The sequence below is a fragment of the Streptomyces sp. NBC_01334 genome, assembly GCF_035983595.1.
GTDB lineage: Bacteria > Actinomycetota > Actinomycetes > Streptomycetales > Streptomycetaceae > Streptomyces > Streptomyces coriariae.
This window is the reverse complement of record NZ_CP130718.1, coordinates 2181042-2205555: the sequence shown is the minus strand read 5'-3', so window position 1 is coordinate 2205555 and position 24514 is coordinate 2181042. Positions and strand designations below refer to the sequence as shown.

General features: G+C 71.6%; 22 protein-coding genes. 17 read left to right on the top strand and 5 right to left on the bottom strand.

Going from position 1 to position 24514, the window contains the following annotated elements; genetic code table 11:
- Nucleotides 1–4: 4 nt before the first annotated feature.
- The 11 genes from pafA to OG736_RS09965 all read left to right on the top strand — a co-directional run bounded on the left by pafA (nucleotide 5) and on the right by OG736_RS09965 (nucleotide 11060).
- Entirely contained in the window at nucleotides 5–1366 is a 1362-nt protein-coding gene (pafA, locus tag OG736_RS10015; RefSeq protein WP_057607036.1) for a Pup--protein ligase, read from the top strand.
- A gap of 135 nt (nucleotides 1367–1501) precedes the next feature.
- Complete coding sequence (locus tag OG736_RS10010) at nucleotides 1502–2497, top strand: FKBP-type peptidyl-prolyl cis-trans isomerase (RefSeq protein WP_327182122.1); 996 nt, start codon at nucleotides 1502–1504, stop codon at nucleotides 2495–2497.
- Nucleotides 2498–2559: 62 nt separating this feature from the next.
- Nucleotides 2560–2931, top strand: a complete 372-nt coding sequence (locus OG736_RS10005) for an FKBP-type peptidyl-prolyl cis-trans isomerase (protein ID WP_020128331.1) — start codon at nucleotides 2560–2562, stop codon at nucleotides 2929–2931.
- A 130-nt stretch (nucleotides 2932–3061) separates the two neighbouring features.
- Nucleotides 3062–4039 carry a helix-turn-helix transcriptional regulator gene (locus OG736_RS10000; protein WP_327182121.1) on the top strand — a complete coding sequence of 326 codons (978 nt, stop codon included), beginning with the start codon at nucleotides 3062–3064 and terminating at the stop codon, nucleotides 4037–4039.
- A gap of 18 nt (nucleotides 4040–4057) precedes the next feature.
- A complete protein-coding gene (locus tag OG736_RS09995) occupies nucleotides 4058–5137 on the top strand; it encodes a helix-turn-helix transcriptional regulator (RefSeq protein WP_327182120.1) in 1080 nt (359 codons plus the stop codon).
- Nucleotides 5134–5424 (top strand): hypothetical protein, encoded by a 291-nt coding sequence (locus OG736_RS09990; RefSeq protein ID WP_327182119.1) that lies wholly within the window; start codon nucleotides 5134–5136, stop codon nucleotides 5422–5424. Before OG736_RS09995 ends, OG736_RS09990 begins: the two co-directional genes overlap by 4 nt.
- Nucleotides 5425–5443: 19 nt before the next feature.
- Nucleotides 5444–5638, top strand: a complete 195-nt coding sequence (locus OG736_RS09985) for a hypothetical protein (RefSeq protein WP_020128335.1) — start codon at nucleotides 5444–5446, stop codon at nucleotides 5636–5638.
- A gap of 283 nt (nucleotides 5639–5921) precedes the next feature.
- Nucleotides 5922–6209, top strand: a complete 288-nt coding sequence (tatA, locus tag OG736_RS09980; RefSeq protein WP_057607030.1) for a Sec-independent protein translocase subunit TatA — start codon at nucleotides 5922–5924, stop codon at nucleotides 6207–6209.
- Nucleotides 6210–6256: 47 nt separating this feature from the next.
- Nucleotides 6257–7216, top strand: a complete 960-nt coding sequence (gene tatC, locus OG736_RS09975) for a twin-arginine translocase subunit TatC (protein WP_327182118.1) — start codon at nucleotides 6257–6259, stop codon at nucleotides 7214–7216.
- A 31-nt stretch (nucleotides 7217–7247) separates the two neighbouring features.
- Entirely contained in the window at nucleotides 7248–8138 is an 891-nt protein-coding gene (locus tag OG736_RS09970; protein WP_327182117.1) for a diacylglycerol kinase, read from the top strand.
- A 63-nt stretch (nucleotides 8139–8201) separates the two neighbouring features.
- Complete coding sequence (locus tag OG736_RS09965; RefSeq protein ID WP_327182116.1) at nucleotides 8202–11060, top strand: DEAD/DEAH box helicase; 2859 nt, start codon at nucleotides 8202–8204, stop codon at nucleotides 11058–11060.
- A 93-nt stretch (nucleotides 11061–11153) separates the two neighbouring features.
- Here the strand turns inward: OG736_RS09965 and atzF are convergent, their stop codons facing one another.
- From atzF to OG736_RS09945, 4 genes are read right to left on the bottom strand one after another with little or no spacing between them, the layout of a single operon-like run.
- Nucleotides 11154–12809: an allophanate hydrolase gene (gene atzF / locus OG736_RS09960; protein ID WP_327182115.1), complete on the bottom strand. Its 1656-nt coding sequence runs from the start codon at nucleotides 12807–12809 to the stop codon at nucleotides 11154–11156.
- 36 nt (nucleotides 12810–12845) lie between these two features.
- Nucleotides 12846–16358 (bottom strand): 5-oxoprolinase/urea amidolyase family protein, encoded by a 3513-nt coding sequence (locus OG736_RS09955; protein WP_327182114.1) that lies wholly within the window; start codon nucleotides 16356–16358, stop codon nucleotides 12846–12848.
- The gene (locus OG736_RS09950; RefSeq protein WP_327182113.1) at nucleotides 16355–16963 is read right to left on the bottom strand and encodes an urea amidolyase associated protein UAAP2; all 609 of its coding nucleotides are present in this window, start codon (nucleotides 16961–16963) and stop codon (nucleotides 16355–16357) included. Before OG736_RS09950 ends, OG736_RS09955 begins: the two co-directional genes overlap by 4 nt.
- On the bottom strand, nucleotides 16960–17787 hold the full coding sequence (locus OG736_RS09945; RefSeq protein ID WP_327182112.1) for an urea amidolyase associated protein UAAP1: 828 nt from the start codon (nucleotides 17785–17787) through the stop codon (nucleotides 16960–16962). The genes OG736_RS09950 and OG736_RS09945 overlap by 4 nt, the downstream gene beginning before the upstream one ends.
- 170 nt (nucleotides 17788–17957) lie before the next feature.
- Between OG736_RS09945 and OG736_RS09940 the strand changes: the two genes are divergently transcribed.
- The 6 genes from OG736_RS09940 (at nucleotide 17958) to OG736_RS09915 (ending at nucleotide 23516) form a co-directional block, all read left to right on the top strand.
- Nucleotides 17958–18584, top strand: a complete 627-nt coding sequence (locus OG736_RS09940) for a TetR/AcrR family transcriptional regulator (RefSeq protein ID WP_327182111.1) — start codon at nucleotides 17958–17960, stop codon at nucleotides 18582–18584.
- Nucleotides 18585–18863: 279 nt separating this feature from the next.
- Nucleotides 18864–20492, top strand: a complete 1629-nt coding sequence (locus tag OG736_RS09935) for a sensor histidine kinase (protein WP_327182110.1) — start codon at nucleotides 18864–18866, stop codon at nucleotides 20490–20492.
- Nucleotides 20489–20896 (top strand): roadblock/LC7 domain-containing protein, encoded by a 408-nt coding sequence (locus OG736_RS09930; protein WP_062646899.1) that lies wholly within the window; start codon nucleotides 20489–20491, stop codon nucleotides 20894–20896. The genes OG736_RS09935 and OG736_RS09930 overlap by 4 nt, the downstream gene beginning before the upstream one ends.
- On the top strand, nucleotides 20893–21324 hold the full coding sequence (locus tag OG736_RS09925) for a DUF742 domain-containing protein (protein WP_327182109.1): 432 nt from the start codon (nucleotides 20893–20895) through the stop codon (nucleotides 21322–21324). Before OG736_RS09930 ends, OG736_RS09925 begins: the two co-directional genes overlap by 4 nt.
- Nucleotides 21305–21925: a GTP-binding protein gene (locus tag OG736_RS09920; protein ID WP_054239411.1), complete on the top strand. Its 621-nt coding sequence runs from the start codon at nucleotides 21305–21307 to the stop codon at nucleotides 21923–21925. Before OG736_RS09925 ends, OG736_RS09920 begins: the two co-directional genes overlap by 20 nt.
- Before the next feature lie 58 nt (nucleotides 21926–21983).
- The gene (locus tag OG736_RS09915; protein ID WP_327182108.1) at nucleotides 21984–23516 is read left to right on the top strand and encodes a cytochrome P450; all 1533 of its coding nucleotides are present in this window, start codon (nucleotides 21984–21986) and stop codon (nucleotides 23514–23516) included.
- Here the strand turns inward: OG736_RS09915 and OG736_RS09910 are convergent.
- Complete coding sequence (locus OG736_RS09910) at nucleotides 23510–24481, bottom strand: RluA family pseudouridine synthase (RefSeq protein ID WP_327182107.1); 972 nt, start codon at nucleotides 24479–24481, stop codon at nucleotides 23510–23512. The genes OG736_RS09915 and OG736_RS09910 overlap by 7 nt on opposite strands.
- Nucleotides 24482–24514 lie beyond the last annotated feature (33 nt).

Sequence of the window (24514 nt, the reverse complement as noted above, 5' to 3'; positions counted from 1 at the left end):
ACTCATGGACCGCCGCATTTTCGGGCTGGAGAACGAGTACGGCGTCACATGTACGTTCAGGGGACAGCGCCGGCTGTCTCCCGACGAGGTGGCGCGGTACCTCTTCCGCCGTGTCGTGTCATGGGGCCGAAGCAGCAATGTCTTTCTGCGAAACGGCGCCCGCCTCTATCTCGACGTGGGATCGCATCCGGAATACGCGACACCGGAATGTGACAACGTGACCGAGTTGGTCACCCACGACAAGGCCGGCGAGCGCATTCTCGAAGGACTCCTGGTGGACGCGGAACGACGCCTGCACGAGGAAGGAATCGCGGGCGACGTCTACCTCTTCAAGAACAACACGGACTCGGCGGGCAACTCTTATGGTTGCCACGAGAACTACCTGGTGGCCCGGCACGGGGAGTTCTCCCGGCTCGCGGACATCCTGATCCCGTTCCTGGTGACCCGCCAGCTGCTGTGCGGCGCGGGCAAGGTGCTTCAGACGCCCCGTGGGGCGGTCTACTGCGTCAGTCAGCGGGCCGAGCACATCTGGGAGGGCGTCTCCTCCGCGACGACCCGCTCGCGGCCCATCATCAACACGCGCGACGAGCCGCACGCGGACGCCGAGCGTTACCGCCGTCTGCATGTCATCGTCGGCGACTCCAACATGTCCGAGACGACCATGCTGCTGAAGGTCGGCGCGACCGACCTGGTGCTGCGCATGATCGAGGCGGGCACGGTGATGCGGGACCTGACGCTGGAGAACCCGATCCGGGCGATCCGCGAGGTCAGCCACGACATCACCGGCCGGCGCAAGGTGCGGCTGGCCAGCGGCCGGGAGGCCTCCGCGCTGGAGGTGCAGCGCGAGTACTACGAGAAGGCCGTGGACTTCGTCGAGCGCCGGGGTGTGCGCACCGGGACCGTCGACCAGGTCCTGGAACTGTGGGGCCGCACGCTGGACGCGATCGAGGCCGAGGACCTCGACCGGATCGGCACCGAGATCGACTGGGTGATGAAGTACAAGCTCATCGAGCGGTACCGGGCCAAGCACAACATGACCATGTCGCATCCGCGGGTGGCGCAGATAGACCTCGCTTATCACGACATCCACCGTCGTCGTGGTCTGTACTACCTGTTGGAGCGAAAGGGCCAAGCCGCACGGATCTGCAACGACTTGAAGATCTTCGAGGGCAAGTCGGTGCCGCCGCAGACCACCAGGGCCCGCTTGCGCGGCGACTTCATCCGTCGCGCACAGGAACAGCGCAGGGACTTCACGGTGGACTGGGTGCACCTGAAGCTCAACGACCAGGCACAGCGCACCGTGTTGTGCAAGGACCCGTTCCGGTCGGTGGACGACCGGGTGGAGAAGCTGATCGCCGGAATGTGAGTGACGTGTTCCGCACGTGGTGCGGAACGCGACACGGGCGCCGTACGTTCCCGTACGGCGCCCTTCGCATGTCCACAAACGTCGCTAAGGTAGCGCGCACGCCATCAGAAGATCGACCGATTACGAGGCTTCATCGTGCGCCGACGCTCACTCATCCTTGCCGCCGTACCCGCGGGACTGGTCACTCTCGCCGCGTGCGGCGACGAAAAGTCCGACTCGAGCAAGGCGAGCGACAGCGCGTCGTCCTCCGCCGGGGCCACGCCTCCACCGAAGATCGTCGACGGCCCGCTGCCGGCCATCACGGCAGGCGTGAAGTTCGACGAGAAGCCGACGGTCGCCAAGGGCAGCGGTGAGCCCTCGGACCAGCTGGCGGTGAAGACGGTGATCGCGGGCAGCGGCAAGACCGTCGCGGAGAACGACTACATCCAGGCCAACTGTCTCGGCCAGATCTGGGACAGCGCGAAGGTCCTCCTCAACACCTACGACACCAAGAAGCCGCTGTTCACCCAGCTCGCGCAGGGCGGCACCATCGACGGCTGGCGCTATGCGCTGACGGGCAAGAAGACCGGCAGCCGGGTGCTCTTCTCGGTGCCGCCGACCTGGGCCTTCGGCAAGGACGGCGACGCGGACACGGGCATCAAGGGCACCGACACGCTGGTGTTCGTCTTCGACATCCAGGACACGTTCAACGCAAAGAGCTCGGCCAAGGGCAAGGACGTGCCGCAGGACGACGCCGCCGTGCCGAAGGTGGGTACGAACACCGACGGCAAGGCGCCCTCGATCGAGATCCCCAAGTCGGACCCGCCGACCAAGCTGGTGTCGAACTACGTGATCGAGGGAGACGGTCCGAAGCTCGCGGCGGACGACACCGTGCTCGTGCAGTACAAGGGCGTCGTCTGGGACACGGGCAAGGAGTTCGACTCCTCGTACAGCCGCAGTTCGCTGACCTCGTTCTCGCTCCAGCAGGTGGTCAAGGGCTGGGCGCAGGGGTTGACAGGCAAGAAGGTGGGCAGCCGGGTCGTCATCGTCGTTCCGCCGTCGCTGGGGTACGGCGACAGCCCGCCGAGCGGCAGCGGCATCGAGAAGGACTCCACGATGGTCTTCTCGGTGGACATCATCGCCAAGGTGTGAGGCGGGCGAAGGTGTAAGACTGTCCGTGTTGCCTTTCCGTGAGACATGCAGGAGCCAGTGACGTGAGCATTGACAAGCCCGAGATCGACTTCCCCGGCGGCGAGCCCCCGGCGGACCTCGAGATCAAGGACATCTGGGAGGGTGACGGCGAGGTCGCGCAGGCCGGCCACAACGTCAGCGTCCACTACGTCGGTGTCGCCTTCAGCACCGGCGAGGAGTTCGACGCCAGCTGGAACCGCGGGACGCCGTTCCGCTTCCCGCTCGGTGGCGGACGCGTCATCAAGGGCTGGGACCAGGGCGTGCAGGGCATGAAGGTCGGCGGCCGTCGCCAGCTGACCATCCCGGCCCACCTCGCCTACGGCAACCAGAGCCCCACCCCGGCGATCAAGCCCGGCGAGACGCTGATCTTCGTCGTGGACCTGCTCGGGGTCTGACCGTCGTACGACCAGTGTTGATCACCTGGGGTCCATGCCCGCCCGGGCATGGACCCTCGGCTTTTGTCCGGGCGCCGCGGGGCGGTACGGTCGTCGATCGTAAGCACCATAGGGGAGGCGAAGGGCGTCGATGGCCATTGCCAAGGCCGAGCGGCTGATGAACCTGGCGCTGTGTCTGCTCGGGACGCGCCGGCCGCTCAGCAAGCGTGAGCTGCGCGATTCCATCGAGGCGTATGTCGAGACCTTCCGGTCGGGCAACGGCGGGGCGGGGTCGGACGACTCCTTCAACCGGATGTTCGAGCGGGACAAGGACGATCTTCGCGAGCTCGGCCTGGTCATCGAGACCGTGGAGAGCCTGGACGGCGAGATCGGCTACCTCGCCCGCCGCGACAGCAACCGACTGCCGCCCATCACCCTGGACGCCGAGGAGGCCGCGGCGCTGGGCCTGGCCGCCAAGGTGTGGCAGCAGGCACGGCTGGCCGGTGCCGCGAGCGGCGCCCTGCAGAAGCTGCGCGCGGCGGGGCTCCCCGAGGACGTCGACCCGTACGAGGCACACGGCGCCCTGGAGCCCCGGATCCCCGTGCACGAGGCCGCGTTCGAGCCGCTGATGCTGGCCTGTCGTGACCGTCGGCCCGTCATGTTCGACTACCGCAAGGCCACCGCCGCGCGCCCCGAGCCCCGGCACGTCGAGCCGTGGGCGCTGGAGTGCTGGCGCGGCCACTGGTACCTGGCCGGCTTCGACCGCGACCGGGGTGCCGAGCGGGTCTTCCGGCTGTCGCGGATCACCGGCAGGGTGCGCTCGCGCGGGGCGAGCTTCACCGTGCCGGTCCCCGATGTCGTCACCGTCCGTGAGACCGTCGCGAGCTGGGCGGGCGAGACCGCCGACCGCAGCGCGCTGATCCGGCTGCGGACGGACGCCGGGTACCCCTTGCGGGCGAAGGCCACGGCGGTGCGGGAACTCGGCGACGGCTGGGACGAGTTGGAGATTCCGTACGGGCACGGGCTGGACGCCTGGCTGGTGGAGTTCGGGCCGGACGTGGTGGTCCTCGACCCCGCCGAGCTGCGCGCGGACGTCGTGGACCGGCTACGCGCCGTGGCCAAGGGCTGAGGGGGAGCGAGCAACACAGTGGCAGGCAAACCGGTCAGGCCGACGAACGCCATCGACCAGACGCGGCGGATGCTCTCCCTGGTGACGTATCTCAGGGAGCGCCCCGGCGCGCGGATCGAGGACGTGGCGCGCGCGTTCGGGATCACCGAGGACGAACTGGTCTCGGACCTCGACGTGCTGCCGATGTGCGGCACCAGCTTCCGCGGCGGCGATCTCCTCGACATCGACACCGACGGTGAGCGCATCTGGTGGCACAACCCGGCCGCGCTCGGCGCGGAGGCCGCCGAACCGCTGCGGCTGGCCGCCGACGAGGCGACCGCGCTGCTGGTGGCTGCCCGGGCGGTGTCCACGCTGCCCGGCCTGCGCGAGGGCGACCGGCAGGCGCTGCTGCGGGCGACCGCCAAGGTGGAGGCCGCGGCCGGGGAGGCGGCGGGCGCGAGCGCGCGGCTGTCGGTGACGTTCGAGTCCGAGGGCGGGGTCTTCGCGGACGTCGACCGGGCGATCTCCGAGCGGCGCCGGCTGTGGATCCGTTACTACTCGCCCGCGCGCGACCAGGTCACCGAGCGCGAGATCGACCCCATCCGGCTGGTCAGCGTCGGGCACACATACGTGGAGGCCTGGTGCCGCCGCTCCGAGGCGCGCCGCACCTTCCGGCTGGACCGGGTCGCCGAGATCAAGATCCTCGACGAGCCGTCCGCACCGCCCGAGATCGAGCTCCGGGACCTGTCGGAGGGGCTCGTGCAGCCGGCCGCCGAGGACCCGGAGGTCGTCGTCGAGGTCGGCCCGGGCGGCCGCTGGGTCGCCGAGTACTACCCGCACGACAGCGCCGATGAGCTTCCCGACGGCGGACTGCGTATCACTCTGCGCACGCCCGAACCCGCCTCGCTCAGGCGGCTGGCGCTGCGGCTCGGCCGGGACGGCCGGATCGTGTCGCCGCCGGAGCTGGCCGACAGTGCCCGCCGGGCCGCCCGTGAGGCGCTGGCGGCGTACGACGGGATCGAGGCGCCGGGCGGGGCCGAGGGGCCGCGCGCGGTGCACGGCGAGCAGCCGGGACAGCGGGACGAAAGTCCGTTCGAGGGGCGGGAGCAGGGGCTTTGAGCGAGTCGACGGCGTCCGGTGTGCGGGGCATCTCGGTGGCCTCCGCGTTCGCCGGCATGCGGAGTTCGGGTCCGGTGCGCTTCCGGGCCGGGTGCCCCGACTGCCGGGGTGCCTTCGAGCTGGCGGCGAGTGCCCTGCGCCTGGCGATCGGCGCGTCCAGCCGGACCACCTTCTACTCCTTCACCTGCCCCGACTGCGGTGCCGCCGTGCGCAAGCCGGCCGGCGAGCGGATCGTCGAACTGCTCACCGGCGGCGGGGTCAGGACCCTGCGGCTGCACACCCCCTAGGACGGTCTAGGCTCGGCCCATGTTCTGGCCGATGTTCGCGGTTGCCATGGGTTTCGCAGGTCTCGCCGTCCTCGCGGTGTTCGCCGTACGGGTCTTCTCGGAGGCACGGCTTCTGGGGCGGCAGGTCGCGGAGTCCGCGCGCCGGATCGACCGGGCGGCCCAGGATCTGGAACGGGCGGCCGCGAGCGCGGCCCGCGCTGTGGACACCCTGTGACGGCCGCTGTGGCGACCCTCGGGTAGCGCTGTGGGCGTCCTGTGAGTCCTGCGGCCGATGCGTTTTGGGCCACTTCGCCCTCCCGCCCCGGTGGGGAGGGCAGGTACGCTGCTGGTCGCGGCTCGGAGAACGAGGCCCGGACCGCGGACCGGGAGTACGCACAGGGATTGCCTCACGTTTACCCCTGAGCGTTACGATCGCTGTCAACACGATCGTTCGGACAGGTGTCCGACCGGTCGGACGGCAACCCACCCCCGCAGCCTCGGTGAGAAGGTAAAGACTTATGTTCGGAAGGCTCGGCGCCCCCGAGATCATTCTCATCCTCGTCGTCGTCATCCTGCTGTTCGGCGCCAAGAAGCTTCCCGACATGGCGCGCTCGCTCGGCAAGTCCGCTCGCATTCTCAAGAGCGAGGCGAAGGCGATGAAGGAAGACGGCAGCAGCACGGCCACCCCGGCCGGCCCGCCGAACGACGGCGAGCAGCCCCCGGCTCAGCGCACCATCCAGGCCGCCCCCGGCGACGTGACCAGCTCCCGTCCGGTCAGCGAGCCGACGGACACGACCAAGCGCTGACGCAGGGCCGGTGACCTCCGGCCCGCCGCACGAGATGGGAACGTGGGTTGCTGAAGCCTGCCCGCAAACAGGAGAAGGACCCCGAGGGGCGGATGCCCCTCGCGGATCATCTTCGTGAGCTCCGCAACCGGCTCGCGAAGGCGATGCTGGCCATCGTCGTCGTGACGGTCGTAGCCGCCTTCTTCTACAACGACATCATCAACTTCCTCACCAAGCCGATCCTCGACTCGGTCGGCTGCGGGAAGACCTTCGAGGAGATCGCGAGCCAGCTCAACTCCGGCGACTCCACGAACAAGTGCGCGAGCATCACGATCAATGGACTCCTGGCGCCCTTCACGCTGGCCCTCCAGGTCTCCCTGATGGCCGGTGTCGTCTTCGCCTCGCCGGTCTGGCTCTACCAGCTGTGGGCCTTCATCGCCCCCGGTCTGCACAACCACGAGCGCAAGTACGCCTACGCCTTCGTCGGCCTGGGCGCCCCGCTCTTCCTCGGCGGCGGCTACTTCGCCTACGCGGTGCTGCCGACCACCGCCAAGGTGCTGATCGACTTCACCCCGGGCGGCGTCAGCAACCTCCTGCCGCTGGACGACCTGCTCCAGCTCGTCACGCGCATGGTCATCGTCTTCGGCCTCTCCTTCGAGCTGCCGCTGCTGCTGGTCTTCCTCAACCTCACCGGCATGGTCACCGGCAAGCGCATGCTCGGCTGGTGGCGGGCAATGATCATCGGCATCACGGTGTTCGCCGCCGTCGCCACGCCCAGCACCGACCCCATCTCGATGCTGGCGCTCGCCGGACCGATCTGGATCCTGTACTTCGGCGCGACGGCCTTCTCCCTGTTGAACGACCGGCGCAGGCGCCGCCGCGACGCCCTCGGGCCTGCCGACGACGAGGCCTCCGAGCTGGACCTCAGTCCCGAGGCCATCGGCGAGGTCGAGTCGGTGACCGCGAGCCGCGCGCTGCCGGAGCAGTCGACCACGGAGCGGGTGAACGGTTATGACGACGTGACCTGACGAGTGCCGGAGAGCTCCTAAGGTCATCCCCGTGACCAGCGAGATCACCCTCTTCGTCAATCCCGCGGCGGGCCGCGGCCGGGGCGCTCACGCAGCGCGGCCGGCCGCTTCCGCGTTGCGGGCGGCCGGCTACTCGGTGCGCACGGTCCTCGGCGTGGACGCCGAGGACGCCCTCGTACGCGCGCGTGCCGCGGTCGCCGACGGCACCGGCGCCCTGATCGCGGTCGGCGGCGACGGGCTGGCCCACCTCGCGCTCCAGGCCGTCGCCGGCACCCGCACCCCGCTCGGCCTGGTCGCCGCCGGTACCGGCAACGACTTCGCCCGCGCCCTCGGCCTGCCCGTCCGCGATCCGGCGGCCGCGGCCCGGCTGGTCGCCGACGCCCTCAAGGGCGCCCGGATCCGCGACATCGACCTCGGCCGGGTCGGCGACCGCTGGTTCGGCACCGTCCTCGCCTCCGGCTTCGACTCCCGCGTCAACGACCGGGGCAACCGCATGCGATGGCCCCTCGGACGCGCCAGGTACGACCTCGCGATGCTGGCGGAACTCGCCGCGTTCCGCCCGTTCCCGTACCGGATCACGCTCGACGACGGAGCCGTCCGGGAGGTCGAGGCCACCCTCGTCGCCGTCGGCAACGGATCCTCCTACGGCGGCGGCATGCGGATCTGCCCCGGCGCCGACCTCACCGACGGACTGTTCGACGTCACGGTCGTCGGGGACTGCCGCCGGACGACGCTGCTGCGGGTGTTCCCGAAGGTGTACCGGGGGACGCACATCGACCATCCGAAGGTCACCGTGCTCCGGGCGGCGAAGGTCGAGATCGCCGCGGCGGGCGTCTCCGGCTACGCGGACGGGGAGCGGCTCGGGGAGCTGCCGCTCACCGCGCGGTGCGTGCCGGGCGCGGTGCGGCTCATCGGCCCCTGAATCGGGCCGCCCGTGCGCCCGTGAGCTGGGCGTACCGAGGTTTGGCAAGACCGGATCCGGATAATGATCGTCCTGTTGTCAGTGCGGCCCGGTACGCTCGAAAGCACGATGACAGAGGATCTCTCACCGGCCGAGCGGTACGCGGCAGCACGCAAGCGCGCTGTCGAGCAGGCCACTTCGCTCGCGTCCTTCCGCGAGATGTACGACTTCGGTCTCGACCCCTTCCAGATCGAGGCCTGCCGGGCACTCGAGGCGGGCAAGGGCGTCCTGGTGGCCGCCCCCACCGGCTCGGGCAAGACGATCGTGGGCGAGTTCGCCGTCCACCTCGCCCTCCAGCAGGGCAAGAAGTGCTTCTACACGACGCCCATCAAGGCGCTGTCGAACCAGAAGTACTCCGACCTGTGCCGGCGCTACGGCAGCGAGAAGGTGGGCCTGCTCACCGGCGACAACAGCGTCAACTCCGACGCCCCCGTGGTCGTGATGACCACCGAGGTGCTGCGGAACATGCTGTACGCCGGCTCGCAGACCCTCCTCGGCCTCGGGTACGTGGTGATGGACGAGGTGCACTACCTCTCCGACCGCTTCCGGGGCGCCGTGTGGGAAGAGGTGATCATCCACCTCCCCGAGTCGGTCACCCTGGTCTCGCTGTCGGCGACCGTGTCCAACGCCGAGGAGTTCGGCGACTGGCTGGACACCGTGCGCGGCGACACCGAGGTGATCGTCTCCGAGCACCGGCCCGTGCCGCTGTTCCAGCACGTGCTCGCCGGGCGGCGGATGTACGACCTGTTCGAGGAGGGCGAGGGCCAGCGCAGAGCCGTCAACCCCGACCTCACGCGGCTGGCCCGCATGGAGGCGAGCCGGCCCTCGTACCAGGACCGCAGGCGTGGCCGCAACATGCGCGAGGCCGACCGTGAGCGGGAGCGCAGGCAGCGGTCGCGGGTGTGGACACCGGGACGGCCGGAGGTCATCGAGCGGCTCGACGCCGCCGGGCTGCTGCCCGCCATCACCTTCATCTTCAGCCGTGCCGCCTGCGAGGCCGCCGTCCAGCAGTGCCTGTACGCCGGGCTGCGGCTGAACGACGAGGAGGCGCGCGCCGAGGTCCGCGCCCTGGTCGAGGAGCGCACCGCCGCCATCCCCCACGAGGACCTGCACGTCCTCGGCTACTACGAGTGGCTGGAGGGCCTGGAGCGCGGCATCGCCGCCCACCACGCGGGCATGCTGCCGACCTTCAAGGAGGTCGTCGAGGAGCTGTTCGTGCGCGGCCTGGTCAAGGCCGTCTTCGCGACCGAGACGCTCGCCCTCGGCATCAACATGCCCGCCCGCTCGGTGGTGCTCGAGAAGCTCGTCAAGTGGAACGGCGAGCAGCACGCCGACATCACCCCCGGCGAGTACACCCAGCTCACCGGCCGTGCGGGCCGACGCGGCATCGACGTCGAGGGGCACGCCGTCGTGCTCTGGCAGCGCGCGATGAGCCCCGAGCACCTCGCCGGCCTCGCCGGCACCCGCACGTACCCGCTGCGCTCCAGCTTCAAGCCGTCGTACAACATGGCGGTCAACCTGGTCGAGCAGTTCGGGCGGCACCGCTCGCGCGAGCTGCTGGAGACCTCGTTCGCGCAGTTCCAGGCGGACCGGTCGGTCGTCGGGATCTCCCGGCAGGTGCAGCGCAACGAGGAGGGGCTCGAGGGCTACAAGGCCTCCATGACCTGTCACCTCGGCGACTTCGACGAGTACGCGCGGCTGCGCCGCGACCTCAAGGACCGCGAGACCGAACTGGCCAAGCAGGGCGCGAGCCAGCGCCGCGTCGAGGCCGCCGTGGCACTGGAGAAGCTCAAGCCCGGGGACGTCATCCACGTACCCACCGGCAAGTACGCCGGACTGGCGCTGGTGCTCGACCCGGGCCTGCCCGCCGGCCGGGCCAACGGCCATCGCGGCTTCGAGCAGCACGACGGGCCGCGTCCGCTGGTCCTCACCTCCGAGCGGCAGGTCAAGCGGCTGGCCTCGATGGACTTCCCGGTGCCGGTCGAGGCGCTGGACCGGATGCGGATCCCGAAGTCGTTCAACCCGCGCTCGCCGCAGTCCCGCCGCGATCTCGCCTCCGCGCTGCGCACCAAGGCCGGGCACATCCCGCCGGAGCGGGCCCGCAAGCAGCGCTCGCAGGCCGCGGACGACCGGGAGATCGCCCGGCTGCGCACCGCGATCCGCGCGCACCCCTGCCACGGCTGCTCCGACCGTGAGGACCACGCCCGCTGGGCCGAGCGCTACCACCGGCTGCTGCGGGACACCTCGCAGCTGGAGCGTCGTATCGAAGGACGCACCAACACGATCGCCCGCACCTTCGACCGGATCGTGGCACTCCTGACCGAGCTCGACTACCTGCGGGGCAACGAGGTCACCGAGCACGGCAAGCGGCTCGCCCGGCTCTACGGCGAGCTCGATCTGCTCGCGAGCGAATGCCTGCGCGCGGGTGTGTGGGAGGGGCTGGCCCCCGCCGAACTGGCCGCCTGTGTCTCGGCGTTGGTCTACGAGTCGCGGGCCGGGGACGACGCCATGGCGCCGAAGCTGCCCTCGGGCAAGGCGAAGGCCGCGCTCGGCGAGATGGTGCGCATCTGGGGCCGGCTGGACGCCCTCGAGGAGGACTTCCGGATCAGCCAGACCGAAGGCGTGGGGCAGCGCGAGCCCGATCTCGGCTTCGCCTGGTCGGCCTACATGTGGGCCTCCGGCAAGGGCCTCGACGAGGTGCTGCGCGAGGCGGAGATGCCCGCCGGTGACTTCGTGCGCTGGTGCAAGCAGGTCATCGACGTACTGGGGCAGATCGCGGCGGCGGCGCCCGCCTCGGCCGGGGGCTCGACAGTGGCGAAGAACGCCCGAAAGGCGGTCGACGAGCTGTTGCGGGGGGTTGTCGCCTACTCGTCGGTGGGGTGATGCCGTCCGGCGGGCGTGGGTCGTGCGGGGCCGGCCCCGCACGCGTGGCGGGGCCGCACAGCGATGCGGCCCCGCGCTTCTCGCCGGCCCATCTCAGCCCCGGTCGAGATAGGCCCGCCAGCCCCCGTACGCCGTGATGTCCGCCGCGTCGCCGAGGGCGCCCGGTTCGCACAGGAAACCGGGGACCCGGGTGCCGTCGGTGAGTTCGACGCTGCCCAGGGTCATCGGGCGGGGGAGCGCGGCGAGCAGGTTGCCGAGACCCTCCGCCGGGAGGCGCCAGATCTCCACCTCGATCGCGGCGCCGCCCTCGCCCACGTGCACGAGACCCGGCTTGGGCGGGGCCGTGCGCAGGGCGTGCAGGTGGTAGACGGGGGACGTCGTGGTCGTACGGTCCAGCACCGCGCCCAGGGAAAGCAACTGGGGGTTGAGGGGCTGGCCGGTCAGATGGGCGCCCGCCACCGCCACGTACACCTCGGGGCGCAGCAGGTCCGCGATCCGGGCCAGTCGGTCGTCCGTGAAGGCCGGGCCGACCAGCATCACGCCGAAGGGCAGCCCGTTCACCTCGCCGGCCGGGACGGCCGCCGCCGCCAGGTCGAAGAGGTTGGTGGAGTTGGTGAAGCGGCCCAGGCGGGCGTTGGCGCCCAGCGGGTCGGCGGCGACCTCGGCGAGGGTGGGGTGGCCGGGGGCGGTGGGCAGCAACAGGGCATCCGAGTCGGCCAGTTCGGCCAGGGCACGGGTGCGCAGGGCCGTCAGACGCTCGGTGTCCGTGTAGAGCCGGTGGGCCGGGATGTCCCGGGCCCGGGTGATGATGCCCGCGACCGTCGGGTCCAGACCCTCGCCGCCCTCCGCGGTCAACTTGTCGACGAACGCACCCACGGCGGTGTAGCGCTCGGCGACGAACGCGCCCTCGTAGAGCATCGCGGCGGCCTCGGTGAACGGGGTGAGGTCGATGCTGCGGATCTCGGCCCCGGCTGCCGTGAGTCGCCGTACCGCTGCCTCGTAGGCCGCCGCCCAGCCCTGGTCCAGCTCGCCCAGCTGGTCGAGGGGCGGGACCGCGATCCGCCAGGGCCCGGGGTCGCGGGCGGGGAGCGAGGGGAGGGCGCGGCCGGACGGCGACGCCATGTGGGCCAGGGCCCGTTCCGCCTCGGGGAGCGTGCGGGCGAAGACCGTCACACAGTCGATCGAGGCGCAGGCCGGGACGACGCCCTCGGTGGGGACCAGTCCGCGGGTGGGCTTGAGGCCGACGATGCCGTTGAAGGCGGCCGGGACCCGCCCCGAACCCGCCGTGTCCGTGCCCAGGGCGAGGTCGGCGATGCCGAGGGCCACCGCGACGGCCGAACCGGAGCTGGAGCCGCCGCTCACCCGCGACGGGTCGACGGCGCCCCGCACCGCGCCGTGCGGGGAGCGGGTTCCGACCAGGCCGGTCGCGAACTGGTCGAGGTTGGTGGTGCCCAGCACCAGCGCGCCGGCCGCGCGGAGCCGGGCGACGACCGGGGCGTCGTCGGCGGGCCGGTAGGCGTAGGCCGGGCAGCCCGCGGTGGTGGGCAGTCCCGCCACGTCGATGTTTCCCTTGACGGCGAGCAGCCGGCCGGCGAGCGGGAGACGCTCACCGCGCGCCAGCCGTTCGTCGAGCGTGCGGGCCTCCGCCTCGACGTCCGCCCGCGGCCGCAGGTCGATCCAGATCTCCGGGCGGTCCGTGGCCTCGATGCGGGCGTAGGCGGCGCGGACGCGGGACACAGTCGTGGACATGCGTGCTCCTTGCATGGTGTCGGGCCGATCGGCCGGTCAGCTCGCGAGCGGGGCCAGGACGAGCAGTGCCGTCCCCGCCTCGACCTGGTCGCCCGGGCGGGCCAGGACCTGTGCCACCACGCCGTCGACCGGCGCGTGCACCCTGGACTCCATCTTCATCGCCTCCAGGGCGAGCAGCGGCTGCCCCGCCGCCACCTCGTCGCCCGGCGACACGTTCAGCTGCCATACGGAGGCGGCGAACTCGGCCTCGACCAGGCGGCCGCCCGGCGGCACCGCCACCTCGGCCGGGGGAGCGGCCGGCGCCTCGGCGGCCGCAGCCCGCGCGAACTCGCCGGCCGCCTCCCAGGCGTCCCGCTCCGCCGCGAACGCGGTCTGCTGGCGGGACCTGAACTCCGCTATGGGGTCGGCGTTCTCGGCGAGGAAGGCCTGGTACTCGGCGAGCGAGAACGTGCCCTCCTCGACGCGCGGCACGAAGCGACCCGAGATGATGTCGGCCCGCAGTTCGAGGAGTTCGTCCGCGTCGACGGGATACCAGCGGATCCGGTCGAAGAAACGCAGCAGCCAGGGCGAGCCCGGTTCGAACGCGCCGCGCTGCTGCCAGGGCGACCACACCTGGGTCGTCCGGCCCACGAACTGGTAGCCGCCGGGCCCCTCCATGCCGTAGACGCAGAGGTACGCGCCGCCGATGCCCACCGAGTTCTCGGCCGTCCAGGTGCGCGCGGGGTTGTACTTCGTCGTCACCAGACGGTGGCGCGGGTCGAGCGGGGTGGCGACCGGGGCGCCCAGGTAGACGTCTCCGAGGCCCAGGACCAGGTACTCCGCGGCGAACACCGTGTCGTAGACGTCCGCCACCGCGTCCAGGCCGTTGACCCGGCGGATGAACTCGATGTTCCAGGGGCACCAGGGGGCGTCGTCGCGGACGCCCGCCATGTAGCGGGCGATGGCCTCGCGGGTCGCGGGGTCGTCCCAGGACAGGGGGAGGTGCACGGTCCGGGAGGGGACGACCAGTTCGTCCGACGGCGGGAGGGCGGCCGTCATCTTCCGCACCACCGCGAGGAGTTCACGCTGGGGGAGGCGGCCGGGGTCCGTCCGGATCTGCAGGGAACGGATGCCCGGGGTGAGATCGGTGACGCCGGCCAGGTCCGCCTCGGCCACCGCCTCCATCAGCGCGTGGACCCGCATGCGCAGCGCCAGGTCCAGTTGGAGCGGTCCGAACTCGACCAGCAGGTTGTCGTCGCCGCTGCGCCGGTAGGTCACGTCGCCGTCCCGGGCCAGCACGCCTCCGTCGACGATCACGGGGCGCGGCGCGCCGTCCCCGGCCACCGGCGTGAAGCGGACCGTGTCGCCCGGGCGCAGCTGGCCCAGCTTCCAGCGCTCGGAGCTGAGCACCGTCGCCGGGCACACGAACCCGCCGAGGGACGGGCCGTCCGGGCCGAGCAGCACCGGCATGTCGCCCGTGTAGTCGACGGCGCCGACGGAGTAGGGGGTGTCGTGGATGTTGGACGGGTGCAGCCCCGCCTCGCCGCCGTCGGTGCGTGCCCAGCGCGGCTTGGGCCCGACCAGGCGCACACCGGTGCGGGCCGAGTTGAAGTGGACCTTCCAGTCGGCGGCGTAGAAGTCGCGGATGTCGTCCTCGGTGAAGAACTCCGGTGCCGCGTGCGGGCCTTCGACCGCGCCGAGGTGCCAGACCGGGGTGAACTCCGGGCGGTCCGGGACGGGCACGGCGGTGCCTTCGACCACCGTCCCGCCGTGCAGGACGTCACCCGTGCGCAGCGCCCGCCCGCCGTGGCCGCCGAAGCGGCCCAGCGTGAACGTGCTCGCGCTGCCCAGGAAGGTGGGGACGTCCAGGCCGCCCGCGAACAGGACGTACGTCCGCAGTCCGTGCTCGCCGGGCGCGCCGATCTCCAGCAGGGCCCCGGCCGGTACGGTCACCGGCTCCCACCGCGCCACCGCCGTGCCGTCCACGGTGACCGGGGCCGGCGCGCCCGTCACACACACCGTGGTGGCGTGGGTGAAGCGCAGGGCCGGGCCCTGGAGGGTGCACTCCAGGCCCGGGGCGCCCTCGGGGTTGCCGAGCGCCCGGTTGCCGAGGCGGAACGAGCGGTCGTCCATCGGGCCGGACGGCGGGACCCCGACCTGCCAGTGGCCGGTTCGGCCGGGCCAGTCCTGCACGGTGGTGAGGGTGCCGCCGGAGACGACCTCGACGCGGGGGTTCGGGTCGGTGACGGTGGCGAGGGTCGCCGTCGAGTGGGCCGCCGTCACGAACCGGGAGTCCGCCAGCGCCGCCCGGACCAGCCCGAGGTTCGTCTCGATGCCGTCGACGCGGGTCCGGGCCAGCGCCTCGTCCAGGCGTCGCAGCGCGTGATCACGGTCCGAGCCGTACGCGATCACCTTCGCGAGCATCGGGTCGTACGACGTCGTCACCTCGGTGCCCGTCTCCACCCAGCCGTCGACACGCACGCCCTGCGGGAACTCGACCCGGGTCAACAGGCCGGCGCTGGGCCGGTGGTCGCGGCTGGGATCCTCCGCGTAGAGGCGTGCCTCGACGGCGTGGCCGCGGGGCGGGCCCGGGTCGCGTACGACGTCCTGCTCACCCCGTGCCAGGCGCAGCATCCAGGCGACCAGGTCGACGCCGTGTATCTCCTCGGTGACGGGGTGTTCCACCTGGAGGCGGGTGTTGACCTCCAGGAAGTAGGCCTCCTCGCGGGCCGCGTCATAGACGAACTCGACGGTGCCGGCGGACCGATAGCCGACCGAAGCACACAAGTCACGTGCGTTCGAGGCGAGTTGCTCGCGAACGCGCGGGGGAAGGCCGGGGGCCGGAGCCTCTTCCACGACCTTCTGGTTGCGGCGCTGGAGGGAGCAGTCCCGGTCGCCGAGTACGACGACCTCTCCCGCGCCGTCGCCGAAGACCTGCACCTCGACATGGCGGGCGTGCTCCACGAGCCGTTCCAGGAAGACGCCGGCCGAGGAGAAGGACGCGGCGGCGACACGCTGGACGCGCTCCCAGGCGTCGGTCAGTTCGGCGGCCGAGCGACAGGCCGACATGCCGATCCCGCCGCCGCCGCCGGTGGCCTTGAGCATGACCGGATAGCCGACGAGCCGGGCCTGCTCCAGCGCATCGGGCAGGTCCGCCAGCAGCCCGGTTCCGGGGGCGAGCGGAACTCCCGCCGCCTGGGCCGCCGCCCGCGCGGTGTGCTTGGCGCCGAACAGCTCCAGCTGCTCCGGCGTCGGGCCCACGAACACGATCCCGGCGTCGGCGCAGCGGCGTGCGAAGGCCGCGTCCTCGGAGAGGAAGCCGTAGCCCGGGTGGATCGCGCCCGCGCCGGTGTCCTTGGCCGCGGCCAGGACCAGGTCGGCGTCGAGGTACGACTCCTTCGCGGGTGCCGGGCCGAGCCGTACGGCCTGGTCGGCGAGCCGGACGTGGGCGGCCGAGCGGTCGGCGTCGGAGTACACCGCCACCGTCCGCAGGCCGAGTTCGCGGGCCGTACGGATGACGCGGACGGCGATCTCGCCCCGGTTGGCGACCAGCAGCGTGTCGAAGGTCATGCGGTGCCCGCCTCGTCGATGGTCATCTGCACCGCCGTCGGCTCGAAGCCGTTGCAGGGGTTGTTGATCTGGGGGCAGTTGGAGACCAGTACGAGGACGTCCCGTTCGGCGCGCAGCGTGAGCGAGAGGCCCGGCGCGGAGAGACCGTCGACGATGCCGAGGGTGCCGTCCTTCTCGACGGGCACGTTCATGTACCAGTTGATGTTGGAGACCAGGTCCCGCTTGCCGAGGCCGTGCCGGGCGCCCTCGGCGAGGAAGTTGTCCACACACGCGTGCTGGGCGTAGGTGTGGTGGCCGTAGCGCAGGGTGTTGGACTCCTTGGAGCAGGCGCCGCCGACCGTGTCGTGGCGGCCCACGCCGTCGGCGGTCACCGTCATCAGCGGAGTGTGCTCGTTGGACATCAGCACGCTGCCCGCGGTGAGGAAGATGCCGCCCTGGGCGTGGATCGTGTCGGGCGCGCTGTAGCGCACGGACGTGTCGTGGGCGTCGTACACGAGGAAGTCGACGGCCTGGTTGCCGTGCAGGTCGGTGATGGTCAGCGTCTCGCCCTCGCGGACGACCGACGACCAGGAGGCGCGGGCCGCCACCACTGTCTTCGTGCTCATGCGAGCCCCCTCGCGGTCAGGAATTCGGCGGTGTTGAGGAAGGCGCGGCGGCCTTCGGGAGTGGCGTCCCACAGCGGGTCGCCGGGGTGGGTGGCAGCCGCCCGCCAGGCGAGGACCTCCAGCGGGGTGCTGACGTACCCCGGCCGGGGGTCGGCCGGGTGCGGCACGTTGGCGATCAGGACCGTCACGTCCTGCTCGGCGCGCAGGGTGACGCTGCCGCCCGGGCCCGCCGAGCCGGTGAAGTCGAGCGTGCCGTCGTCGCGGACCTGCACCCCCTGGAAGAAGGAGAGCGAGGGCGGCAGGTCGCGGGGCTCCAGGCCGTTCTTCGCGGCGGCCAGCTTGAACAGCTCCCGGCCGGCCGGGGAGGCGGACTGCGGGCTGCCGTCGCCGTAGCGCTCGGTGTTGCGCACGAGGGTGGAGGTGCCGCACAGGGCGTCGTGCCGGCCGGCGGTGTCGGCGACGACCGAGGCGAGGACGCGGCCCTGGTCGGAGAGGAGCAGCACGCCCTCGCCGAGGTAGGCGTTCCACTGGACCTTGACCGTGTCGGCGACGTTCAGCCGCTCCCAGGGCCGGCCGTCCACGTGGAGGAGCAGATGGGCGCAGGCGTCGCCGTGCAGGTCGGTCAGGCGCAGCTCGGTGCCGCGCGCGAGGACCCGGTGGGTGTAGTTGCCGCCCGCGACCGTCTCGGCCCACACCAGATGGCCCGCCTCGCAGGGCGGGTCCTGCCAGTCCCGGGCCGGGACGACCGGCATGGCCTCGGCGCGGGCGCCCTCCTGCGCCCGGGCGTGGGCGCGTGCTCCGTATGTGGTCGCTGTCGCCGCCATTGCGGACCTCCGCAGCTCGGTTCCGTCGCTGTCGCGGTATTTCTGTCGCCCGACAGAAATTAGGTCCGGAGCGGGTCGCCGCCGTTGCCCTCCGGTTGCGGGGCGGTTACCGACTCCTCACCGGGTCGTCCGAAGATCGCCGGCCGGGGCCGTGTGCGAGGATCGAAGGCATGGGGACGAGCAGCGGACGTCGAGTGGGCCGCCCGCGCGCCGCGCAGCGCCCGGACAGCGGGCTCACACCGCGCGCCGAACTGCTCGTGGCCGCCGCGGAGTTGTTCACCACCCGCGGCTATGCCGCCACCACCACCCGGGCCGTCGCCGAACGCGCGGGAATGCGGCAGGCCTCCATGTACCACTACGTCTCCGGCAAGGAGGAGTTGCTCGCCGCGCTGCTGGAGTCGACGGTCACGCCCTCGCTGACCTGCGCCCGTGAGCTGCTCGCGGACGACGGCCGGACGGCCAAGGACCGGCTGTGGGAGCTGTGCCGGACCGACGTCGAGCTGCTGTGCGGCGGCTCGCACAACCTCGGCGGCCTCTACCTGCTGCCCGAGGTGCGCACCGAGCGGTTCGCCGGCTTCCATGCCGTGCGCGCCGAACTCAAGGACGCCTACCGCCAGTTGATCGCCGCCACGACGGCGGGCGGCGCGCTCGCGAAGAGCGCGCTGGATCTCCGCACCGACCTGGTCTTCGGTCTCATCGAGGGTGTCATCCTCGTGCACCGCTCGGATCCCGACCGCTCGGTCTCGGAGTTCGCCCGCGCCACCGCCGACGCGGCGCTGCGTATCGCGGGGAACTGAACACCGCCCGAGCCACTCGCGGGTGCTCGTCTCATCCGTCCCGGTGAACTGTTCCGCACGCCTGTCCCGCGTTACGCAAGGTGTTCGAACGAATACCGTGCGTGCAAATGGGCTGAGGTTACTCCACGTACGGAAGTGGTTTCAGGCGGTTGCGGAATATGACACGGCGATGATCCGGTCGGACTAAGCTCGCCCGCGGCGCACCGAGTTGAGGCGTATTCGTGCGCTTGTTCCCAAACTTCCCGAAGATGCCGACAGATCCCTACAGAGGGTGCCCACATGGTGAGTGTTCAGTCCCCACCCGGTCGCCGAGAACTTCCCTACGCGCGCGTGCTGTTGCTGCCGGCGATACTGATGGCCGCGGCGACCGGAGCCGCCGTCGCCCTGGTGGCGACGCAGGCCCGGCTCGCCGTCGGCGTCTGCGGAGCCCTCGCCACCGTCCTGGTGATCGCGGCGGGAGCCGAGTCGGTGCGCCGCGGGCGGCGCCTGCGGGAGCTGCGCGCGGAGCGGGACCAGCGCGTCGCGTACCTGGAACGGCGGGTGGCAGGCCACGCGGAGGAGAACCGCCGCCTCGCCGAGGAGTTCGTGCCCAACGCCGTGGAGTGGCTGCGGGCCGGAAATTCCCCCAGGGAGGTGATGCGCGACTTCAGCGAGGGTGATCCCGACTTCCGTGAACTCGACGACGCGCAGCGCGCCGTGATCAGGAAGATCCTCGACATCGTCGACCACGAGGAGTCCCTGCGCGACTCGGCCCAGCGCTCCTTCGTCAGCATCGCCCGCCGGGTGCAGGCCATCGTCCACCAGCAGTCCGCGGAACTGCGGGAGATGGAGGAGGACCACGGCCGTAACCCCGAGGTCTTCGACGACCTGCTGCGCATCGACCACGGCACTTCGCTGATCGGCCGCCTCGCCGACTCCATCGGCGTGCTCGGCGGCGGCCGGCCCGGCCGCAACTGGCCCCAGCCGGTCCCGCTGTACAGCGTGCTGCGCGGCGCCATGTCCCGGATCCTGGAGTACCGCCGCATCCAGCTGGACTCCATCGCCAAGGTGAACATCCGCGGCCTCTCCGTGGAGCCGCTCATCCACGCGCTCGCGGAACTCCTCGACAACGCCACCCGCTACTCGCCCCCGCAGAGCAAGGTGCACGTCAACGCCGTCGAGGTGCAGACCGGCATCGCCATCGAGATCGAGGACGCCGGCGTCAGCCTCAGCGAAGAGGCCCGCGCCAAGGCCGAACGCATGCTGGAGCAGGCCAAGGCGGGCGTCGACATCCAGGACGTCGGCGGCACCCCGCGCCTGGGCCTCGCGGTCGTCGGCCGTCTGTGCACGTCGTTCAACCTCCAGGTCTCGCTGCGCACCTCGGCCTACGGCGGCGTCCGGGCCGTGCTCATCGTGCCGAGCGAGATGCAGACCTCCGACCCCGCCCCCGGATTCGCGCACGGCATCGGGGCCACCGCCGTACCGCAGATCGACCTGAGCCAGATCGGCGAGGGCCCCAAGCGTCCGCCCAAGAAGCGCCGCCCCACCAACGCGCGTATCCCGGCCGGAGTCTCCCTGACCGACGACGAGGTGCCCGAGGTCACCGAGTGGACCGATCAGGGTCTGCCGCAGCGCCGCAGCAAGACCACGATCCCGATCACCCAGCGCTACGCCGAGGCGTACGCCGCCCAGGAGGCCGAGCGCCTCGGCAAGCCCGACCCGTTCGCACAGCGCCGGCCGGAGCCCGAGCCGGAGCCCCAGAAGAAGCGGGAGCCCGGCCTGGCGTTCGAGGCCTTCTGGGAGGGCCTGGTCAAGGCGGCCCCGCCCGGCGTGCACCCCACCGACTTCACCCGCAATCCCACCGCATATCTGCACCTGATCGAAGACAAGGCCAAGCCCGAGGCCGACGATGAAGGGGACCTCACGTGATCCAGCAGCGCCAAAACTTCGACTGGCTGCTCAAGGAGCTCTACGACGGGGTTCCGGGCATCGAGATGATCGTGGTCCTGTCGGCCGACGGACTGCGCATCGCCCGCTACGCCGGTGACCCCGACGCCGCCGACCGGGTCGCCGCCGCCTGCGCGGGCCTCCAGAGCCTGGCCGCCGCGGTCGGCCAGGAGATCCACTCGAGCACCGGCGAGATGGACATGGTCGTCATCGATCTGAGCGGCGGCTACTTCTACATGATGTCGGCGGGCGCCAACGCCTACCTCGCCGTCCTCGCCGACGTGCGCTGCGAGGCCAGTCGGATGAGTGGCATGATGCGCGACCTCGTGGTCCGTATCGGCGCCCATCTGACCAGTCCGCCCCGGCGCAACGGGCAGAGCGTATGACGCCTCCGCAACGCCGCCGGCGACAACCCCTGCCCCAACCGCTCCCGCCGCCCCCGTCGCTCCCGCCGCTCCCGAACGACTCGAAGGAGGGGGCGGAGGGGGAGGGCAAGAACCCCGAGCGGCTCTACATCATCACGGGCGCGGACGGCGAGCGCGCACCCGTCGACCTCGTCACGTTAGTCGTGGCGCGTGCCGAACCGCCCTCGTCGGCCACTCCGGAGCAGACGGCGGTGCTGCGGATGTGCGCCGCCCCGCTGTCGGTGGCCGAGATCTCGGCCTACCTCGGCCTGCCGTTCAGCGTGGTGACGGTGCTGCTCACCGAGATGCTGGCGGCCGAACTCGTACAGGCACGCGCCCCCATCGTCCGGCAGCAGCTCCCCGACCGTTCCCTTCTCGAAGCGGTGATGCATGGACTTCAACGGCTCTGACACGATCCCCGGCCCACGGGCCGAGGACCATCTGCCGCACACCACCACGGCCGCGGCGAAGATCGTCATCGTGGGCGGCTTCGGCGTCGGCAAGACCACCATGGTCGGCTCCGTCAGCGAGATCAGGCCGCTGACCACCGAGGAGACCATGACCCAGGCGGGCATCGGGGTCGACGACAACTACGGCTCCGAGACCAAGACCGCCACCACCGTGGCCATGGACTTCGGCCGGATCCGCATCACCGAGCAGGTCGTGCTCTACCTCTTCGGCACGCCCGGCCAGGAACGCTTCTGGTTCCTGTGGAACGGACTGTTCGAGGGCGCGCTCGGCGCGGTCGTCCTGGTCGACACCCGCCGCATCGAGGTCAGCTTCGAGGTCATGGGCCGGCTCGAGGAGGGCGGTGTGCCCTTCGTCGTCGCCGTCAACACCTTCCCCGACGGGCCCCGTTACCCCATCGACGACCTGCGCGCGGCCCTCGACCTGCCGCCCGAGATCCCGATCGTGGAGTGCGACGTCCGCCGCCGCGCCTCCAGCCGCGACGTCCTGATGACCCTCATGCGTTTTCTGCACTCCTTGGCCCTGACCCGCAGCCTCACCTGACCCGCACGGCATCACTTCCCCCACCACCGGATTCAGCACAGTTTCGGAGCGACCCCCTGTGACTCCCGAACATCCCACCCCGAACGGTCCGCACGACCTCGCCCTGGACCCGCCGCCCGGCTGCCCCGCGCACGTCCGGGGACCCGGCGGACTGGCCCGCCTCTACGGCCCGGGCGCGGAGGACCTGAACGAACTGTACGAGCGGCTGCGCGAGGAACACGGCCCGGTGGCGCCGGTCCTGCTCCACGACGACCTGCCGATGTGGATGGTCCTCGGGCACGCCGAGAACCTGCGCATGGTGCGCACCCCGTCGCAGTTCACCAAGGACAGCCGCATCTGGTCGCAGATGCTGGACGGCAAGGTCAGGCCCGACCACCCGCTCATGCCGCACATGGCCTGGCAGCCCATCTGCGCCCACGCCGAGGGCGACGAGCACAAGCGGCTGCGCGGCGCGGTCACCGCCGCCATGGCCACCATCGACGACCGCAGTGTGCGCCGCTACATCAACCGCTCCAGCCAGCGCCTGGTCAACCGCTTCTGCGAGGAGGGCCGGGCCGACCTGGTCGGCGACTTCGCCGAGCACCTGCCGATGGCCGTGATGTGCCACGTCCTGGGCATGCCCGACGAGTACAACGACAAGATGGTGCACTCCGCCCGTGACGCGCTCAAGGGCAGCGAGACCGCACTCGCCAGCCACGAGTACGTCGTGCAGGCGCTCGCCCGGCTCACCACCCGCCGCCGGGCCGAGCCCGAGGACGACTTCACCAGCCACCTCATCAGCCACCCGGCGGGTCTCACCGACGACGAGGTCAGGGAGCATCTGCGCCTGGTCCTCTTCGCGGCCTACGAGGCCACCGTCAACCTGCTCTCCAACGCGCTGCGCATGGTCCTCACCGACCCGCGGTTCCTCGCCCAGCTCAACGGCGGCCAGATGACGGTGGCGGAGGCGGTCGAGCAGTCCCTGTGGGACGAGCCCCCGTTCAGCACCATCTTCGGCTACTTCGCCAAGCAGGACACGGAGTTGGGCGGTCAGCGCATCCGCCGGGGCGACGGTCTCTTCTTCGCGCCAGCGCCCGGCAACGTGGACCCCCGGGTACGCCCCGACCTGTCCGCCCACATGCAGGGCAACCGCTCCCACCTCGCCTTCGGCAGCGGTCCGCACGAGTGCCCCGGCCAGGACATCGGCCGCGCCATCGCCGACGTCGGCGTCGACGCCCTGCTGATGCGGCTGCCGGACGTGCAACTCGACTGTGACGAGGACGAGTTGCGGTGGACGATGTCGATCGCCTCGCGACACCTGGTGGAGCTGCCGGTCCGGTTCGAGCCGAAGGACCAGCAGGACGTCAAGCACAAGCCGAGCCACGCCCCGATCCCGCCGCAGCGCCTCACGCCGCCGGTGAGCACGGAGCCGCGTCCCGCGCCGGCGCCCGCCCCCGCGCCCGCCGCCGAACCGCCGACCGCACCGGCGCCCACGCCGCGTGCGGTGTCGCAGTCCGCGCCGCAGTCCGCGCCGCCCGCCCCGCAGCCGACGGGGTTGCTCCGCAGGCCCAACGCCTGGCGGCGCTTCCTGTCCTGGTGGCGCGGCTACTGAGCGGCGCCCGCCGACGGAGCGGCGGCCCAGCCGTCGTACGACGTCCAGGCCTCGAGCACCCGGTCGCTGCGCAGCCGGTGCTCCGTCCCCGTGACCGGATCGGTGAACTCCAGCTCCCGCGCCAGCAGCTGAAGCGGGCGCCGGAAGTCACCGGCCGGCACGGGGGCGGCCACCTCGGGGTAGAGCGGATCGCCGAGGATGGGCACGCCGAGCGTGTTCATGTGGACGCGCAGCTGATGGGTCTGCCCGGTGGCGGGCAGCAGCCGGTACCGGCCGAGTCCCCGCGCACCGGCCTCGACGAGCTCGACGCGGGTCACGGCGTTCGGCTCTCCCGCCACCTCGTAGGCGGCCAGGATCCCGCGCTCCTTGACGATCCGGCTGCGCACGGTCCGGGGCAGGGCGAGCTCCGGGTCGTACGGCGCGACGGCCTCGTACACCTTGCGCACCAGGCGGTCGCGGAACAGTGACTGGTAGGCGCCGCGCTCCTCGGGGCGCACGGTGAACAGCACGAGTCCGGCGGTGAGCCGGTCGAGCCGGTGCGCGGCGCCGAGCGCGGGGATGTCCAGCTCCCGCCGCAGCCGGGCCAGCGCGCTCTCGGTGACATGGCTGCCGCGTGGGGTGGTGGCCAGGAAGTGCGGCTTGTCGACGACGACGATGTGCTCGTCGCGGTGCACGATCTCCAGCGGGAACGGCACGGGCACCTCGGGCGGCAGCTCGCGGTGGTACCAGACGAACATCCCCGGTACGTAGGCCGCGTCCGGCGCCACCGGCCGTCCGTCGGCGCCGACGACGAGCCCGGCCTCCAGCATCTCGTCCACGACCCCGGCGCGCGGCGCGCCCAGCCGCTCCACCAGGTGCTCCCGCACGGTGGCCCAGGCGCCCTCGCCGGGCAACCGCACCCGCACCGGGTCGATCCCGTCGCGCTGCGGCAACGGGGAGGGCGGGGGCGGCGTACGGCGTCTCATCGGGGTCAAGCCTACGGGCCGGAAAACCCGTTG